The following is a 14301-nucleotide window of genomic DNA, read 5'->3' as shown; positions in this document are numbered from 1 at the left end:
CCGGGTGCGCGCCATGGGAGTCAACGCTATGAGCGCTCATTCATTCCGGGGGCCGAAATGACGAAGGATGACGGATGCTGCGAGCATCCGTCATCCTTCGGGGAGGAGCGGCAGAGGGTCACTCGGCCGCGCACTCCTGGATGTTGTCCTTGATGAGCTGCGTGGTGAGGTCGCGCTCTTCGACGTTCTTCTGCTTGTCTTCGCCGTTCGCGATGTAGTTGAGCGTCTCGTCGCTGAGCTTGGAGTCGACGAGGACGTCGGCCAGGCAGGCGGCGACGTCTTCGGTCACCACATCCTCCTGGCCCTGCTCTTCGAAGACCTTGTAGATGCCGTCGGCGACCTTGTCGACCGAGGGACGCGCCGGTCCGGCACAGGCGGCGAGGGAGAACGCCACCGCCGCGATCGGCAGGGCGAGGAGGAGGCGCGTGCGCAGGTTCCGGTCGATGTCCATGCGCTCAGGGTATCGGCTCGCGGGTCGATGGACACCGTTGCAGGATGGGGAGGATTGCCCATGCTCATCGGGCGTTCTTCTGCCACGATGGCCTCATGTTCATGGTGACGACGAATGACATCCCCGGCTACCGGATCACCCAGGTCCTCGGCGAGGTGATGGGGCTGACGGTGCGCTCCACCGACTTCGGCCAGAGCTTCACCGGTGCGTTCCGTTCGCTCGGCGGCGGAGAGATCCCCGAATACACGCAGGTGATGTACGAGAGCCGCCAGGAAGTGATGGCACGCATGTGGGGCGAAGCGCAGCAGCGCGGCGCGAACGCCATCATCGCGATGCGCTTCGACACCGGCTCGATCGGCAACTTCAGCGAGGTGTGCGCGTATGGGACGGCCGTCGTGGTGGAGCCGGTCGGGGTGGCGGCGGCGCCGGCAGCCTGAGGCGAGATCACCGCTCGGCGAGCACCAGCAGTTCCCCGACCTCGCACCCGAGCGCATCGCAGATCGCACGCAGCGTGGAGTAGCGGACCGCCCGAGCGCGATCGTTCTTCAGGACGGACAGATTCACGATGCTCACACCGACCCGAGCGCTCAGTTCGGTCAGCGTCATCCCGCGTTCGGCGAGCAGCTCATCGAGCCGGCAGTGGATGCCGGTGTCCTCCTCATCCTGACCCGCCGGGCTCATACGAGCCCCTCCGTCTCGCGCTGCAACCGGATGCCGCGGCGGAACACGATGACCAGCACGCCGACCGCGATCGCGGCGACGAAGAAGGGCAGCGCCCGCATGAGCAGGGAGGTCTGACCCTCGAACTCATCGCCCAGTGCGGCGAAGACGCCGTTGAGTCCCATGTTCTGGAACCACATCTGGCCCAGTCCGGCGGCGAGCAGGCTGATCGAGGCGCCGAACGTCAGCCGCAGATTGACGGCGTCGAACACGATGCCCCGGGCGAGGCGACGGCACAGCATCACGCCCAATGCGGCGACGGCGATCAGTCCGAGCACTTCGACGATGATGGCCACAACGAGGCACACCACGCTGATCGTGCTCACGCCATCGACGACGAGAGTGGCCGAATCGATCGTCGCCGTCGCACCGGATCCGACATCTGCAGTGATCTCCTGAGTTCCCACGGGGGCCTTCACGGTGATCGCGCCCGGAGCGGCGAACAGGTCGCTGATCCGGCTGATACCGCTGTAGACCAGAAATCCGATGGCGAGAGCGCCGACGATGATCCCGGTGATCAGATCGTTCTGATCGGCCTTCGCCTGTGTCTTCGGGTCCTTGGACATGTCAGACCAGCCCTTCCGTTTCTCGCCGCAGGCGGTCGCCGACGACGAAGACCGTGCCGATGATCGCGAGGGCGAAGGCGGCGAGCAGGAAGGGGAAGGGCTCCACCGTGAGCACGGCTGTGTCGAAGGAGTCGTCGGTGACCTGAGCGATGGCGGTGTTCGCGAGCACGTTGTCGAAGAACCGGGCCGCCGCCGAGCCGACCAGGCCGAGGATCCCGCCGCCCATGACGAGAGCAGTGTTGGTGCGGCTGAACACCACGCCACGGAGGAGGCTACGGCTGAGTGCGATCAGACTGACGACCACGCCGGTGATGGTGAGAGCGAACGCGATCTGCCCGAGGATGCCGAAGACGACGCCTGTCGGCATGAGGCCGGTGACGGTGACCACCCCGCGATCCACCAGGACAGCGAGCGTCTCCTCTCCCGACGTCGCCTGCGCAGGAGCCTCGATGAACTCGGCGAGCACCTGCACGGGTCCGCCTGATGTGAGCTCGACGATCCGCACGACAGCCATACAGACGGATGTCACGGCGATCCCGACTCCCATGATGGCGAACAGGGCGAGCGCGACGATGTCGCCGGTGCTCAGTACCCGTTGCTGAACCTTCATGATCACTCCTTATCGAATATCGTTGTTATCGACTTCCGTTAAGGTAACGACAATCGATATGCGAGTCAAGGGGGCAATGCGTTTCGTCTCGCTTCACTCGCTCAATGACCGGCAAGACGGCGCCGACTCGACGACCGCGAACGCGCTATGCCGACGGCGAACATGGGCATACCGGCATCCGCCGCTGGTTACTCTCGATGTACAAGCGCTACACGCGTCTTCGCCCCGTGCGAATAAGGAGTCACAGCATGTTCGAGAGATTCACGGACCGAGCCCGTCGAGTGGTCGTCCTCGCCCAAGAAGAGGCGAAGATGCTCAACCACAACTACATCGGCACCGAGCACATCCTGCTCGGCCTCATCCACGAGGGCGAGGGTGTCGCAGCCAAGGCTCTCGAAAGCCTCGGCATCTCCCTCGATGCCGTGCGCGAGCAGGTGCAGGACATCATCGGCCAGGGCCAGCAGCAGCCCACCGGTCACATCCCCTTCACCCCCCGCGCCAAGAAGGTGCTCGAGCTGAGCCTCCGCGAGGCCCTCCAGCTCGGCCACAACTACATCGGCACGGAGCACATCCTCCTCGGCCTCATCCGCGAGGGCGAGGGCGTCGCCGCTCAGGTGCTCGTCAAGCTCGGCGCCGACCTGAACAAGGTGCGCCAGCAGGTCATCCAGCTGCTGTCGGGCGCCCCCGGCCGCGAGCCGGCCAGCGTCGGCGCGACCACCGGCGACCAGCAGCAGGGCCCCCAGGGCGGATCCGCGGTGCTCGACCAGTTCGGCCGCAACCTCACCCAGGCCGCGCGCGACAACAAGCTCGACCCGGTGATCGGGCGCGAGAAGGAGATCGAGCGGGTCATGCAGATCCTCTCCCGCCGCTCCAAGAACAACCCCGTCCTGATCGGCGAGCCCGGCGTCGGCAAGACCGCCGTCGTCGAGGGCCTCGCCCAGGCGATCGTCAAGGGCGATGTGCCCGAGACGCTGAAGGACAAGCAGGTCTACTCGCTCGACCTCGGCTCGCTCATCGCCGGTTCCCGTTACCGCGGTGACTTCGAGGAGCGCCTGAAGAAGGTCACCAAGGAGATCCGCACCCGCGGCGACATCATCGTCTTCATCGACGAGATCCACACCCTCGTGGGTGCGGGTGCCGCTGAAGGTGCGATCGATGCGGCCAGCATCCTGAAGCCGCTCCTCGCCCGCGGTGAGCTGCAGACGATCGGTGCGACCACCCTCGACGAGTACCGCAAGCACTTCGAGAAGGATGCTGCGCTCGAGCGCCGCTTCCAGTCGATCCAGGTCGCCGAGCCGAGCCTCGCGCACACGATCAACATCCTCAAGGGCCTGCGCGACCGTTACGAGGCGCACCACAAGGTGCAGATCACCGATGGTGCGATCGTCGCGGCATCCAACCTCGCCGACCGTTACGTTAGCGACCGCTTCCTCCCGGACAAGGCGATCGACCTGATCGACGAGGCCGGCGCCCGCCTGCGCCTGTCGATCCTGTCCAGCCCTCCCGAGCTGCGCGAGTTCGACGAGAAGATCGCCGCCGTGCGCGAGCAGAAGGAAGTCGCCTCCGAGGAGCAGGACTTCGAGAAGGCGGCCTCGCTCCGCGACGAGGAGAAGAGCCTCCTCGCCGAGCGCCTGCGCCTCGAGAAGCAGTGGCGCTCCGGCGACGTCGCGACCGCGGCGGTCGTCGACGAGGGCCTGATCGCCGAGGTGCTCGCACAGGCCACCGGCATCCCGGTGTTCAAGCTCACCGAGGAGGAGTCCAGCCGACTCGTCTTCATGGAGAAGGCACTGCACCAGCGCGTCATCGGCCAGGAGGAGGCGATCGCCGCCCTCTCCAAGACGATCCGTCGTCAGCGTGCAGGCCTGAAGGACCCGAAGCGTCCCTCCGGCTCGTTCATCTTCGCCGGCCCCACCGGCGTCGGAAAGACCGAGCTGGCCAAGGCGCTCGCCGAGTTCCTCTTCGACGACGAGGCAGCGCTCATCTCGCTCGACATGAGCGAGTTCGGCGAGAAGCACACCGTCTCGCGTCTGTTCGGTGCCCCTCCCGGGTTCGTCGGATTCGAAGAGGGCGGTCAGCTCACAGAGAAGGTGCGCCGCAAGCCGTTCAGCGTCGTGCTCTTCGACGAGATCGAGAAGGCCCACCCGGACATCTTCAACTCCCTGCTGCAGATCCTCGAAGAGGGTCGCCTCACCGATGGCCAGGGCCGGGTGATCGACTTCAAGAACACCGTGATCATCATGACCACCAACCTCGGTGCGCGTGACATCGCCGGTGGACCGGTCGGCTTCCAGCTCGAGGGCAGCAGCTCGACGACGTACGAGCGGATGAAGGGCAAGGTCAACGAGGAGCTCAAGCGCAACTTCAAGCCCGAGTTCCTGAACCGCGTCGACGACATCATCGTGTTCCCGCAGCTGTCGAAGGAGGAGCTGGTGCAGATCGTCGATCTGTTCACCAAGCGCCTCGGCGAGCGGCTGCTCGACCGCGACATGACGATCGAGCTGTCGCAGTCGGCCAAGGAGCGTCTCATCGAGATCGGGTTCGACCCGGCCCTCGGTGCTCGCCCTCTGCGTCGCGCGATGCAGCACGAGGTCGAGGACCGTCTGTCGGAGAAGATCCTGCACGGCGAGCTCAACGCCGGCGACCACGTCAAGGTCGACTCGAAGGACGGCGAGTTCCTCTTCGAGCACGGTCCGCGCGGCGAGCGGGTCGCGGTCGGCGTGAACACCGGCGGCGCGATCGCCGGCACTCCCGACCTGGCAGTCGCCAGCGGGGAGTAACACCTCACGAACGAAGGGGCGGATGCTGCGGCATCCGCCCCTTCGTCGTTCCGGGCGTCCGAAGCGGGCACTGCCTGCATCGATGTCCCAGCCTCGGCGTTCTAGGCTGGGGTCGTGAGCGAGATCATCGTACGGCCGGCGCGGAGCGCGGACATCGTCCCGATCCGGAACCTGCTTCAGCCGCTCGTCGAGCAGCGCATCCTCCTCGGCAAGGATCTCGCGATCCTCTACGGCGCCGTGCAGGAGTTCGTGGTCGCCGAAGCAGACGGCGAGCTGATCGGATGCGGTGCACTGCACGTGATCTGGGAAGACCTCGGCGAGGTGCGCACGCTGCTCGTGCGCGACGACTGGCTGCATCACGGCGTCGGGCGCGCCATCGTCGACCGCCTCGAAGAGAACGCCGTGACCCTCGGACTGTCGCGTCTGTTCTGCCTGACCTTCGAGGTCGAGTTCTTCAGCCGCCGCGGGTTCTCCCCGATCGGGGAGCAGGTCGTCGACCCGGACGTCTACTCGCAACTGCTGCGCAGCGGCGACGCCGGCGTCGAGGAGTTCCTCGATCTCGCGCACGTGAAGCCGAACACGCTCGGCAACACGCGGATGCTCAAACAGCTGAACTAGCCTGGACGCATGCCCCGTTCGTCTGCAGCCGTCTATCGCCGGCGACGCCTCGTGGCGGTCGTCGGGCTGCTCGTCCTGCTCACGGCGATCGGGGTCGGCGTGTGGCTCTTCATCGCGCAGCCGTGGGCGGGTGCCGAGACTTCGCCGCGCCCCACCTCGTCCTCCACGACGAGCGACTCGCCGACGACTGCACCGACCGCCGGTGAGACCCCCGTTGCCGAACCGACGGCCGACGAGACTCCCGGGATCGAGCCCTGCAAGGCGACGGACGTCACCGTGGCGGCAGTGACCGATGCCGAGGTCTACCCGGCGGGCGTGCTGCCGAAGCTCTCGATCTCGCTGACCAACAACGGCAAGGCCGACTGCACTCTCGACGTCGGATCGACGATGCAGGTGTTCACCGTCTCCAGCGGCGCGGACGTCTGGTGGCGCTCGACCGACTGCCAGGAGAACCCGAGCAGCATGATCGCCACCCTCGCGGCGGGCACCACGGTCACCAGCAAGGAGCCGGTCGCCTGGGACCGCACCCGATCCAGCGTCGAGACGTGCGCGGAGGAGAACCGTCCCCGGGCACCCGGCGGCGGTGCTTCGTACCACGTCGGCGTGTCGATCGGCGGCTTCGAGAGCCAGGGGACGCAGCAGATCATTCTCGAATGAGAATCGTCTGATCGACGCGACTGAGGGTCCGTGGTGGCCCAAAGCGGGCGTCCTTTGGGATACCATGGAGGTGCTCTCGGGTATTCGCGGCGCAAGCCATCCCCAGTGGCGTCGGCTACAGCGTCCCCAGCGCTTCGACATCTGCCGCGCGAGAGTTTCGGGCCCTCTCGAGTACTCCAGTCCCCACTGGAGAACTCGAGAGGGCCATCTTCGATTTAGGCTGGACGCATGGCAGCGAAGAAGGCGAAGACCTCGAAGAGACCCGCTCCCGAGGAGTTCCGATCCGAGGCGCTGGCCGCGGCACTGGAGAAGCAGGACATCGCCGCGGTCGCGCTGGCGCTCCGCCACGGCACGACTGTCGTGCCCCTCATCAAGCCCGGTGCTCGGGACAATCCGCTCGACAGCGGCGAGGTCTGGACGTACCGCAATCCGGAGAGCGGCGACCTCGCTCTGCTGCTGTTCAGCGACGCGAAGAACAAGCCCGCGAACCTGCCTCCCGGGGTCGGCATCTACGACGCCGACTGGCTGCGGAAGTTCCTGGCCGCGCATCCGATCACGACGGTCTTCCTCGACATCGCCGGACCCCATCCGATGCAGGCCGCTCCCGACGAGCTGCTGAAGGCACTCGACGCCTGACTCAGAACGGCGGGATCTCGCCATCCGGGCGACGGCTCGTGTTGCGCGCCCGCACGTCGTCGAGCGCCGCGCGGAGCGTCTTCGAGCGATCGTCGACGACCTGTTCGTAGCCCAGCCGGGCCGCTTCGGACCGTCGTTGGGCCGCCTGTGTCACCGGTCGGATCTCTCCGGCCAGGCTCAGTTCGCCGACCGCGGCGACCGTGCGCGGCACGGAGTTCAGCTGCACGGAGCCGGCGACGGCGACCGCGATCGCGAGATCGGCGGCCGGCTCGGTGAATCGCACGCCGCCCACCGTCGACACGTAGACGTCGAGCATGCTCGTCTTGATGCCGGCTCGCTTCTCGAGGATCGCGAGCACCATCGCCACCCGCGACGCGTCGAGACCGTGCACCACTCGGCGCGGATTCGGTGCGGTGGACGGGATGGTGAGCGCCTGCACCTCCACCGGCAGCGCCCGCTTGCCCTCCAGGGCGATCGCGACGCAGGTGCCCGGCTCGGTCGCGCCCTGCGAGAGGAACAGCCCGGACGGGTCGGGGACCTCGGCGATGCCTCCGCCCGTCATCTCGAAGCATCCGACCTCATCGGTGGGACCGAACCGGTTCTTCAGCGCCCGGATGAAGCGCAGCGACGTCTGCCGGTCGCCCTCGAAGTGGCAGACGACGTCGACCAGGTGCTCGAGCACGCGTGGCCCGGCCACCTGGCCGTCTTTCGTGACGTGGCCGACGATGATGATCGGCAGGCTGCGCTCCTTCGCCACCCGGATGAGCGTGGCGGCCACCTCGCGGACCTGGCTGGGCTGGCCGGCGGCGCCCTCGGACAGGGAGGAGGACACCGTCTGCACGGAGTCGACGATCACGAGCTGAGGCCGCACCTCGTCGATGTGCCCCAGGATCGTGGCGAGGTCGGTCTCGCTCGCGAGATACAGCTCGTCGTGGAGGGCGCCCGTGCGCTCGGCCCGCAGCCGCACCTGGGCGGGAGATTCCTCGGCGCTCGCGTACAGCACCCGCCGGCCGGCGCGGGCGGACTGGGCGGCGACCTCGAGCAGCAGCGTCGACTTGCCGACACCGGGCTCGCCGCTGAGGAGGATCGCCGCACCGGGGACGATTCCGCCCCCGAGCACGCGGTCGAACTCGCCGACGCCGCTCGTGCGCCGCGGGGCGTCTTCGGTGGTGATCTGCGTGATCGGTCTGGCCGCACGATCCGCATGCGGGGCGAGGGGTGTCATCCGGCGGAGGATGCCGGTCGGTGCGGCTTGCTCGGAGACCGTGCCCCACTGCTGGCATTCGCCGCAGCGGCCCACCCACTTCGCCGTCGTCCAGCCGCATTCCGTGCAGACGAAGGCGGGGGGAGCGGGTTTGCGGGTGGCCATGCAGCCAGGCTATCGGCCGCATCCGACATGCCTATCGGCCAGGGGGACTTTCGGCCCGTTCCGGCCACGCGGGCGGGGCACAATGGAGGCGAGAGGCCGAGAGAAGGAGTCGCGCATGGAATGGCTTGACCCGCTGGTCCTTTCCCGATGGCAGTTCGGTCTGACCACCGTCTATCACTACCTCTTCGTACCGCTCACGATCGGAATGGTCTCGGTCGCCGCGATATTCCAGACCGTCTGGGTACGCACCGGCAAGGTCGAGTACCTGCACCTCACCCGCTTCTTCGGCAAGATCTTCCTCATCAACTTCGCCATGGGCGTGGTCACCGGCATCGTGCAGGAGTTCCAGTTCGGCATGAACTGGTCGGACTACTCCCGCTTCGTCGGCGACGTCTTCGGCGCGCCGCTGGCCTTCGAGGGCCTCCTGGCCTTCTTCTTCGAGGCGACCTTCATCGGCCTGTGGATCTTCGGCTGGGACAAGCTGCCGCAGAAACTGCACCTGGTGACGATCTGGTGCGTCGCCGTCGGCAGCATCCTCTCCGCGTACTTCATCATCGCCGCGAACGCCTTCATGCAGAACCCGGTCGGTTACGAGTACAACCCCACGACGAACCGCGCCGAGCTCGTCGACATCGGCGCCCTCCTCACGAACCCGGTCGCGCTCGCCGCATTCCCGCACACGATCTTCGGCGCGTTCATGTTCGCCGCCGGCGTCGTGATCTCGGTCTCGGCCTGGCACCTCGCCCGAGGGCAGCACTACGACACCATGCGCATCTCGCTGAAGTTCGGGCTGTGGGCGATGATCATCTCGACCGCCGGCGTCGTGCTCACCGGTGATCAGCTGGGACTCGCGATGTACGCGGCGCAGCCCATGAAGATGGCTGCTGCCGAGGCGACGTTCAACACGGTCTGCGGTTTCGACGCGTCGTTCAGCCTGTTCACACTCGGAACGCCGGACGGCAGCTCCGAGCTGTTCTCGATCCGGGTTCCCTACCTGCTGTCGCTGCTGTCCACGCACTCCTTCGACGAGTGCGTGCACGGCATCAACGATCTCAACGCCGAGTACACCGAGACCTTCGCCGGCACCGGACTCACCGAGTTCGCTCCCGTGCTGTGGATCACGTACTGGGCGTTCCGCTGGATGATCGGCCTCGGTATGGCGGCCGCGCTCGTCGCCGTCGTCGGCCTCTGGATCACGCGTCGCAGCGCCAAGCGCCAGCCCGCACCCTGGATGTGGAAGCTCGCGATCTGGTCGTTCCCGCTCGCGCTCGCCGCGAACATCATGGGCTGGGTCTTCACCGAGATGGGCCGTCAGCCCTGGATCGTGTTCGGACTGATGACCACCCAGGACGGCGTCTCGCCCGGGGTGAGCGGCCTCGAGGTGCTCATCTCGCTGATCGCCTTCACCGCGATCTACGCCGCGCTCGCCGTGGTCGAGATCCGCCTCATCGTGAGGGCCGCGCAGAAGGGGCCCGACACCGCCGAGCAACCCCACGACGAGACGGCTCAGCTGCCGTCGGTCGTGTACTGAGAGGAACCACCATGGACCTCGCCACCCACTGGTTCTGGATCGTCGCCTTCCTGTTCGTCGGGTACTTCGTGCTCGACGGGTTCGACTTCGGCGTCGGCATGTCGCTGCCGTTCCTCGGCAGGGACGACGTGTCGCGCCGCCAGGTCATCAACACCATCGGCCCGATCTGGGACCTCAACGAGACCTGGGTCATCGTCGCGGGCGCGTGCCTGTTCGCGTCGTTCCCCGAGTGGTACGCCACGCTGTTCAGCGGCTTCTACCTGCCGCTGCTGATCATCCTGCTCGCCCTGATCCTGCGCGGCGTCTCCTTCGAGTACCGGCATCAGCGTGAGGATGCCGCGTGGAAGGCGCGCTTCGATCGGATGATCGTGATCGGCTCGGCCGTGCCCGCGTTCCTGTGGGGAGTCGCCTTCGGCAACATCGTGCAGGGCGTCGCGCTGGATGCCGATCACACCTACGTGGGCGGATTCTTCGGGCTGCTGAACCCGTATGCGCTGCTGGTCGGCGTGACGACGCTGCTGCTGTTCTTCCTGCACGGGGTGTGCTTCGTGGCGCTGAAGACCGACGGCCGGGTCCATGAAGACGCACGGAAGCTCATCGCGCGTGCCGCGCTCCCCACCGTGCTCGCCGCTGCCGGAACGGTCGTCTGGACGATCGCGCTCGCCGCGCAGCGCGAGGCGCCGCTGCTGTGGCTGGTGGTCGCGGCGGGCGCTCTGGCCGCGGTGAGCCTGCTGAGCCTGGTCATGCTGTCGCTTCGCGGCCGGGACGGGCGGGCGTTCTTCGTCGGCGTCCTCACGGTGCTGCTCGCGGTCGTGATGCTGTTCGCCGCGCTCTTCCCGTTCGTGATGCCGTCGACGATCGACCCGGCCGTGAACAGCCTCACCATCGCGAACGCCTCGAGCACGCCGTACACGCTGCAGATCATGAGCTGGACGGCACTGGTCGCCCTGCCCCTCGTGCTCGCGTACCAGGCCTGGACGTACTGGATCTTCCGCAAGCGCGTCACCCGCCGCTCGATCGAAGCGGCTCCGGCGCACGCATGAAACCCATCGACCCGCGGCTGCTGCGGTACGCCGCGGCGGCGCGCGGGTTCGTCGCGGCATCCGCGGTGATCGGCGTGGTGCAGACCGGCGTGACGGTCGCGTTCGCATGGCTGCTGACGGATGCCGTCACCGGCGCGCTCGCCGGGCGTGACGTCTCGGCATCCCTCCTCTGGCTGCTGGTCGCAGCGGGATCCCGCGGTGCGCTGATCGCCCTCTCGGATGCCGTCGGCACCCGCGCTGCCGCGCGCACCGGCGCCCAGCTGCGCGCGGCGCTCATCCGCGCCGTCGGCCGGCTGGGTCCCGGCTGGCTCGCGCAGCGGAATCAGGCCGGTCTCGCGGTGACCGCCGGACACGGACTTGAGGCGCTCGACGCCTACTTCGCGCGGTACATCCCGCAGCTCGTGCTGACCGTCATCGCGACGCCGGTGCTGCTCGCGGTGATGTGGTGGAACGACTGGCCCAGCGGTCTGACGGCGCTGATCACGCTTCCGCTGATCCCGCTGTTCCTGATCCTCATCGGCATGGCGACCCGCACCGTGCAGCGGCGGCAGTGGCAGACGCTGCAGCGGCTCGCGGTGCGCTTCGCCGACACCGTGCAGGGGCTCGCGACGCTGCGGCTGTTCGGCAGGGAGCGGCGGGCCGCCGAAGGGATCCGGGCCACGGCCGACGAGTACCGGCGAGAGACGATGACGGTGCTGCGGTTCTCGTTCCTCTCCGGCTTCGCGATGGAGCTTCTGGCCTCGCTGGCCGTCGCCCTCATCGCCGTCTCGGTCGGGTTCCGGCTGCTGTCGGGCGATCTCACCCTCGAGGTCGGGCTGTTCGTGCTGCTGCTCGCCCCGGAGGCGTTCCTGCCCATCCGGCAGGTCGGGGTGCAGTTCCACGCCGCCGCCGAGGGGGTGGCCGCCACCGAGGACGTCTTCGAGGTGCTGGACGCCGCAGCGCTTCCTGTTCACAACTCCTCAGAAAGACGCGTGGGTGCCCGCATACCGACCGGATCGGGTGGGATCGGCGCTGATCCTGAGGAGTTGTGGACGGGCGGAGGCGAACTCGTCGTCTCCGGCCTGCGTATCCGTGACCTGCCACCGGTGACGTTCACGGCGCGGCCCGGCACGATCACGGTGATCGAGGGACCGAGCGGCTCGGGCAAGTCGAGTCTGCTCGCCGCCCTCCGTGGGGCCGTGGACTTCGACGGTGAGGCGGCGTTCGCCGATATGGACATCCGGACGCTGGTGCCGGCCGACTGGCTGGCCTGGGCCGGGCAGGCACCGGGGCTCATCCGCGGCACGATCGCCGAGAACGTCGCGCTCGGCGCTGCCGCACCGGATGCCGGCGGCATCCGCGTCGCCCTCGACGACGCCGGCGCGGCGGAACTCGATCCCGCGCTGGAACTCGGCGTGCAGGGTGGCGGGCTGTCCGGAGGGCAGGCACAGCGGGTGGCGGTGGCACGGGCTTTATACCGGCACGCCGCCGACCCTCGGAGGGTGCTGGCGCTCGATGAGCCGTCCAGCGCGTTGGACGCCGACACGGAAGCACGGCTCTGGCGTGCACTGCGGATGCGGGCGGATGCCGGTGCCACGATCCTGCTCGTCTCGCATCGCCGTACTGCGCGGGAGATCGCCGATCAGGTCGTCGCGCTGGGGGTGAGCGCATGACCGTTCAGAGAGACGCTCGAGTACGCGACATCCTCCGCCGTGCACAGCCTCCGCTCGCACGCTTCCTCCCTGGACTGCTCTGGGGTGTGCTGTCGGCCACAGCCGCGGTGAGTCTGCTCGCGGTGAGCGGCTGGCTGATCGTCAGCGCCTCGATCGTCGATTCGCTCGTGCCGTTGTCGATCGCGGTCGTCGGGGTACGGTTCTTCGCGGTCTCCCGTGCCGTGACCCGATACCTCGAGCGCCTCAGTGGACACGACGCGGCGCTGCGCCAGCTGGCCGTCACCCGCTCCGACATGGTGCACCGGCTGATCCCGCTGTCGCCGGCCGGCCTCGGCCGGACCGACCGTGGGCGGGTGCTCTCGGCTCTCGTCGACGACGTCGAGAATCTGCAGAACCTGCCACTGCGCGTGGTGCAGCCTCTGGCGGCGGCCGGTGTCGTCGCCGTCGGAGCGGTGGTGTTCGTCACGGTCGTGTCTCCTTCTGCCGGGCTCGCCCTCGCCGTATGCCTGCTCGTCGCCGCTGGTGCGGCGGTCGGCCTCGGCTGGATGCTCGGATCACGGGCCGAGACGCGGGTCTCACTGCGGAGGGCAGAACTGTCGGCGGCGCTGGTGGACTACTTCGGCAGCCTGGACGTGTTGATCGCCTACGGAGCCGAGGGTGCAGCGCGGGAACGGGTGCAGGCGGCGGACGTGGCGCTGCGGAGTTCGGTGACTCGTGCATCCCTCGCCCAGGCGATCGCTGCCGGCGTCGTGTCGGCGATGGCGGGCGCCGGATCCGTGTGGGCGCTCGCTGCGGCATCCTCCGGGTTGCGGACTGGAGCGATCGACGGGCCATGGCTCGCCGTGGTCGTGCTGGTACCCATGGTGGTCTTCGAGGTGTTCGGCGCCGTGCCGATCGCGGCGGCGTCGTGGAGAAGCGTCCGGGCGAGCGCTCGGCGTGTGGTCGATGTGCTCCCGGAGCGGATGCCGGATGAGCTGCGCAGCGACGACGGCGTCGACGCGGATGGTCTCGAGGGGAGCATCCGGCTGCGGAACGTGCGCGCGACGTGGCCGGGCGGAGCCGAGGGCCTGCGCGGCGTCGACCTCGATCTGCGGCCGGGGGAGCGGGTGCTCGTCTCGGGCGCGAGCGGCGCCGGGAAGAGCACGCTCGCGGCAGCGCTGGTCGGGTTCCTCCGGATCGAGGGTGAGTATTCCCTCGGCGGCAGGGACGCCGCCACGCTCTCCGGTCCCACGCTGCGCAGCGTCGTCGGGCTGTGCGAGCAGCGCCCGCAGCTGTTCGACGAGGACATCAGGCAGAACCTGCTCTTCGCCAGGGACACGGCCTCCGACGACGAGCTGCGCACCGTGCTCGACCGGGTGGGGCTCGGTGACTGGGTGCGGGAGCGCGGCGGACTCGACGCGCGCGTCGGCGACCGCGGAGCGCTGGTCTCCGGCGGCCAGGCGCAGCGCATCGCTCTCGCCAGGGTGCTGCTGCGCGGGTTCCCCGTACTCGTGCTCGACGAGCCGACCGCGGGCGTCGACCCCGCGGCATCCGACGCGCTGCTGCGCGACCTGCTGGAGGCGGCAGGCGAGCAGTCCGTGCTGCTGATCTCGCATGTCGCCCCTCCGGCGGGCACCGTCGATCGCGTCGTGCGGATCGAGGGCGGGCTCACCGTCTGAGCTGACCGAGGGG

The 14301-nt window shown here is 68.2% G+C and carries 14 protein-coding genes; 9 read left to right on the top strand and 5 right to left on the bottom strand.

All coding sequences use genetic code 11. The features are described from left to right. Positions 1 to 118: 118 nt before the first annotated feature. Entirely contained in the window at positions 119 to 451 is a 333-nt protein-coding gene (locus CUR96_RS00760; RefSeq protein ID WP_102191389.1) for a hypothetical protein, read from the bottom strand. A 95-nt stretch (positions 452 to 546) separates the two neighbouring features. Here CUR96_RS00760 and CUR96_RS00755 point away from each other — a divergent pair, with 95 nt between their 5' ends. Continuing rightward, on the top strand, positions 547 to 888 hold the full coding sequence (locus CUR96_RS00755; RefSeq protein WP_102191388.1) for a YbjQ family protein: 342 nt from the start codon (positions 547 to 549) through the stop codon (positions 886 to 888). A 7-nt stretch (positions 889 to 895) separates the two neighbouring features. On the opposite strand, the gene CUR96_RS00750 is transcribed toward CUR96_RS00755, so the two are convergent. Genes CUR96_RS00750 through CUR96_RS00740 form a run of 3 tightly spaced genes read right to left on the bottom strand, consistent with a single transcriptional unit; the run spans position 896 to position 2347 of the window. Continuing rightward, positions 896 to 1132, bottom strand: a complete 237-nt coding sequence (locus tag CUR96_RS00750; protein ID WP_102191387.1) for a helix-turn-helix domain-containing protein — start codon at positions 1130 to 1132, stop codon at positions 896 to 898. After that, positions 1129 to 1737, bottom strand: coding sequence for a hypothetical protein (locus CUR96_RS00745; protein ID WP_102191386.1), 609 nt, complete (start codon positions 1735 to 1737; stop codon positions 1129 to 1131). Before CUR96_RS00745 ends, CUR96_RS00750 begins: the two co-directional genes overlap by 4 nt. A 1-nt stretch (position 1738) precedes the next feature. Next, the gene (locus CUR96_RS00740; protein WP_146008099.1) at positions 1739 to 2347 is read right to left on the bottom strand and encodes a hypothetical protein; all 609 of its coding nucleotides are present in this window, start codon (positions 2345 to 2347) and stop codon (positions 1739 to 1741) included. A gap of 248 nt (positions 2348 to 2595) precedes the next feature. On the opposite strand from CUR96_RS00740, the gene CUR96_RS00735 reads away from it, so the two are divergent. The 4 genes from CUR96_RS00735 to CUR96_RS00720 all read left to right on the top strand — a co-directional run bounded on the left by CUR96_RS00735 (position 2596) and on the right by CUR96_RS00720 (position 7035). After that, positions 2596 to 5124, top strand: coding sequence for an ATP-dependent Clp protease ATP-binding subunit (locus tag CUR96_RS00735; RefSeq protein WP_102191384.1), 2529 nt, complete (start codon positions 2596 to 2598; stop codon positions 5122 to 5124). Between the two features lie 114 nt (positions 5125 to 5238). Further along, on the top strand, positions 5239 to 5742 hold the full coding sequence (locus CUR96_RS00730) for an amino-acid N-acetyltransferase (RefSeq protein ID WP_102191383.1): 504 nt from the start codon (positions 5239 to 5241) through the stop codon (positions 5740 to 5742). A gap of 9 nt (positions 5743 to 5751) precedes the next feature. Further along, positions 5752 to 6399 carry a hypothetical protein gene (locus CUR96_RS00725; RefSeq protein WP_102191382.1) on the top strand — a complete coding sequence of 216 codons (648 nt, stop codon included), beginning with the start codon at positions 5752 to 5754 and terminating at the stop codon, positions 6397 to 6399. A 228-nt stretch (positions 6400 to 6627) separates the two neighbouring features. Then, positions 6628 to 7035, top strand: a complete 408-nt coding sequence (locus CUR96_RS00720) for a dehydrogenase (RefSeq protein ID WP_102191381.1) — start codon at positions 6628 to 6630, stop codon at positions 7033 to 7035. A gap of 1 nt (position 7036) precedes the next feature. Here the strand turns inward: CUR96_RS00720 and radA are convergent, their stop codons facing one another. Next, a complete protein-coding gene (gene radA / locus CUR96_RS00715; protein WP_102191380.1) occupies positions 7037 to 8404 on the bottom strand; it encodes a DNA repair protein RadA in 1368 nt (455 codons plus the stop codon). A 115-nt stretch (positions 8405 to 8519) separates the two neighbouring features. On the opposite strand from radA, the gene CUR96_RS00710 reads away from it, so the two are divergent. The 4 genes from CUR96_RS00710 to cydC are packed head-to-tail and all read left to right on the top strand — an operon-like array spanning position 8520 to position 14288. After that, on the top strand, positions 8520 to 9935 hold the full coding sequence (locus tag CUR96_RS00710) for a cytochrome ubiquinol oxidase subunit I (RefSeq protein ID WP_102191379.1): 1416 nt from the start codon (positions 8520 to 8522) through the stop codon (positions 9933 to 9935). A gap of 11 nt (positions 9936 to 9946) precedes the next feature. Beyond that, complete coding sequence (gene cydB / locus CUR96_RS00705; RefSeq protein WP_102191378.1) at positions 9947 to 10978, top strand: cytochrome d ubiquinol oxidase subunit II; 1032 nt, start codon at positions 9947 to 9949, stop codon at positions 10976 to 10978. After that, entirely contained in the window at positions 10975 to 12630 is a 1656-nt protein-coding gene (cydD, locus tag CUR96_RS00700; RefSeq protein WP_102191377.1) for a thiol reductant ABC exporter subunit CydD, read from the top strand. The genes cydB and cydD overlap by 4 nt, the downstream gene beginning before the upstream one ends. Continuing rightward, positions 12627 to 14288: a thiol reductant ABC exporter subunit CydC gene (cydC, locus tag CUR96_RS00695; RefSeq protein WP_102191376.1), complete on the top strand. Its 1662-nt coding sequence runs from the start codon at positions 12627 to 12629 to the stop codon at positions 14286 to 14288. The genes cydD and cydC overlap by 4 nt, the downstream gene beginning before the upstream one ends. Positions 14289 to 14301: the final 13 nt, after the last annotated feature.

This window comes from Microbacterium aurantiacum (genome assembly GCF_002872075.1).
In the GTDB taxonomy this organism is placed as follows: Bacteria; Actinomycetota; Actinomycetes; order Actinomycetales; family Microbacteriaceae; genus Microbacterium; species Microbacterium aurantiacum_A.
This window is presented reverse-complemented; position numbering and strand designations above follow the sequence as displayed.

Coding starts and splice junctions, on each gene's coding strand:
- CUR96_RS00760 (WP_102191389.1), bottom strand. CDS start 451: ATGGACATCGACCGGAACCTGCGCACGCGCCTCCTCCTCGCCCTGCCG.
- CUR96_RS00755 (WP_102191388.1), top strand. CDS start 547: ATGTTCATGGTGACGACGAATGACATCCCCGGCTACCGGATCACCCAG.
- CUR96_RS00750 (WP_102191387.1), bottom strand. CDS start 1,132: ATGAGCCCGGCGGGTCAGGATGAGGAGGACACCGGCATCCACTGCCGG.
- CUR96_RS00745 (WP_102191386.1), bottom strand. CDS start 1,737: ATGTCCAAGGACCCGAAGACACAGGCGAAGGCCGATCAGAACGATCTG.
- CUR96_RS00740 (WP_146008099.1), bottom strand. CDS start 2,347: ATGAAGGTTCAGCAACGGGTACTGAGCACCGGCGACATCGTCGCGCTC.
- CUR96_RS00735 (WP_102191384.1), top strand. CDS start 2,596: ATGTTCGAGAGATTCACGGACCGAGCCCGTCGAGTGGTCGTCCTCGCC.
- CUR96_RS00725 (WP_102191382.1), top strand. CDS start 5,752: ATGCCCCGTTCGTCTGCAGCCGTCTATCGCCGGCGACGCCTCGTGGCG.
- CUR96_RS00720 (WP_102191381.1), top strand. CDS start 6,628: ATGGCAGCGAAGAAGGCGAAGACCTCGAAGAGACCCGCTCCCGAGGAG.
- radA (WP_102191380.1), bottom strand. CDS start 8,404: ATGGCCACCCGCAAACCCGCTCCCCCCGCCTTCGTCTGCACGGAATGC.
- CUR96_RS00710 (WP_102191379.1), top strand. CDS start 8,520: ATGGAATGGCTTGACCCGCTGGTCCTTTCCCGATGGCAGTTCGGTCTG.
- cydB (WP_102191378.1), top strand. CDS start 9,947: ATGGACCTCGCCACCCACTGGTTCTGGATCGTCGCCTTCCTGTTCGTC.
- cydD (WP_102191377.1), top strand. CDS start 10,975: ATGAAACCCATCGACCCGCGGCTGCTGCGGTACGCCGCGGCGGCGCGC.
- cydC (WP_102191376.1), top strand. CDS start 12,627: ATGACCGTTCAGAGAGACGCTCGAGTACGCGACATCCTCCGCCGTGCA.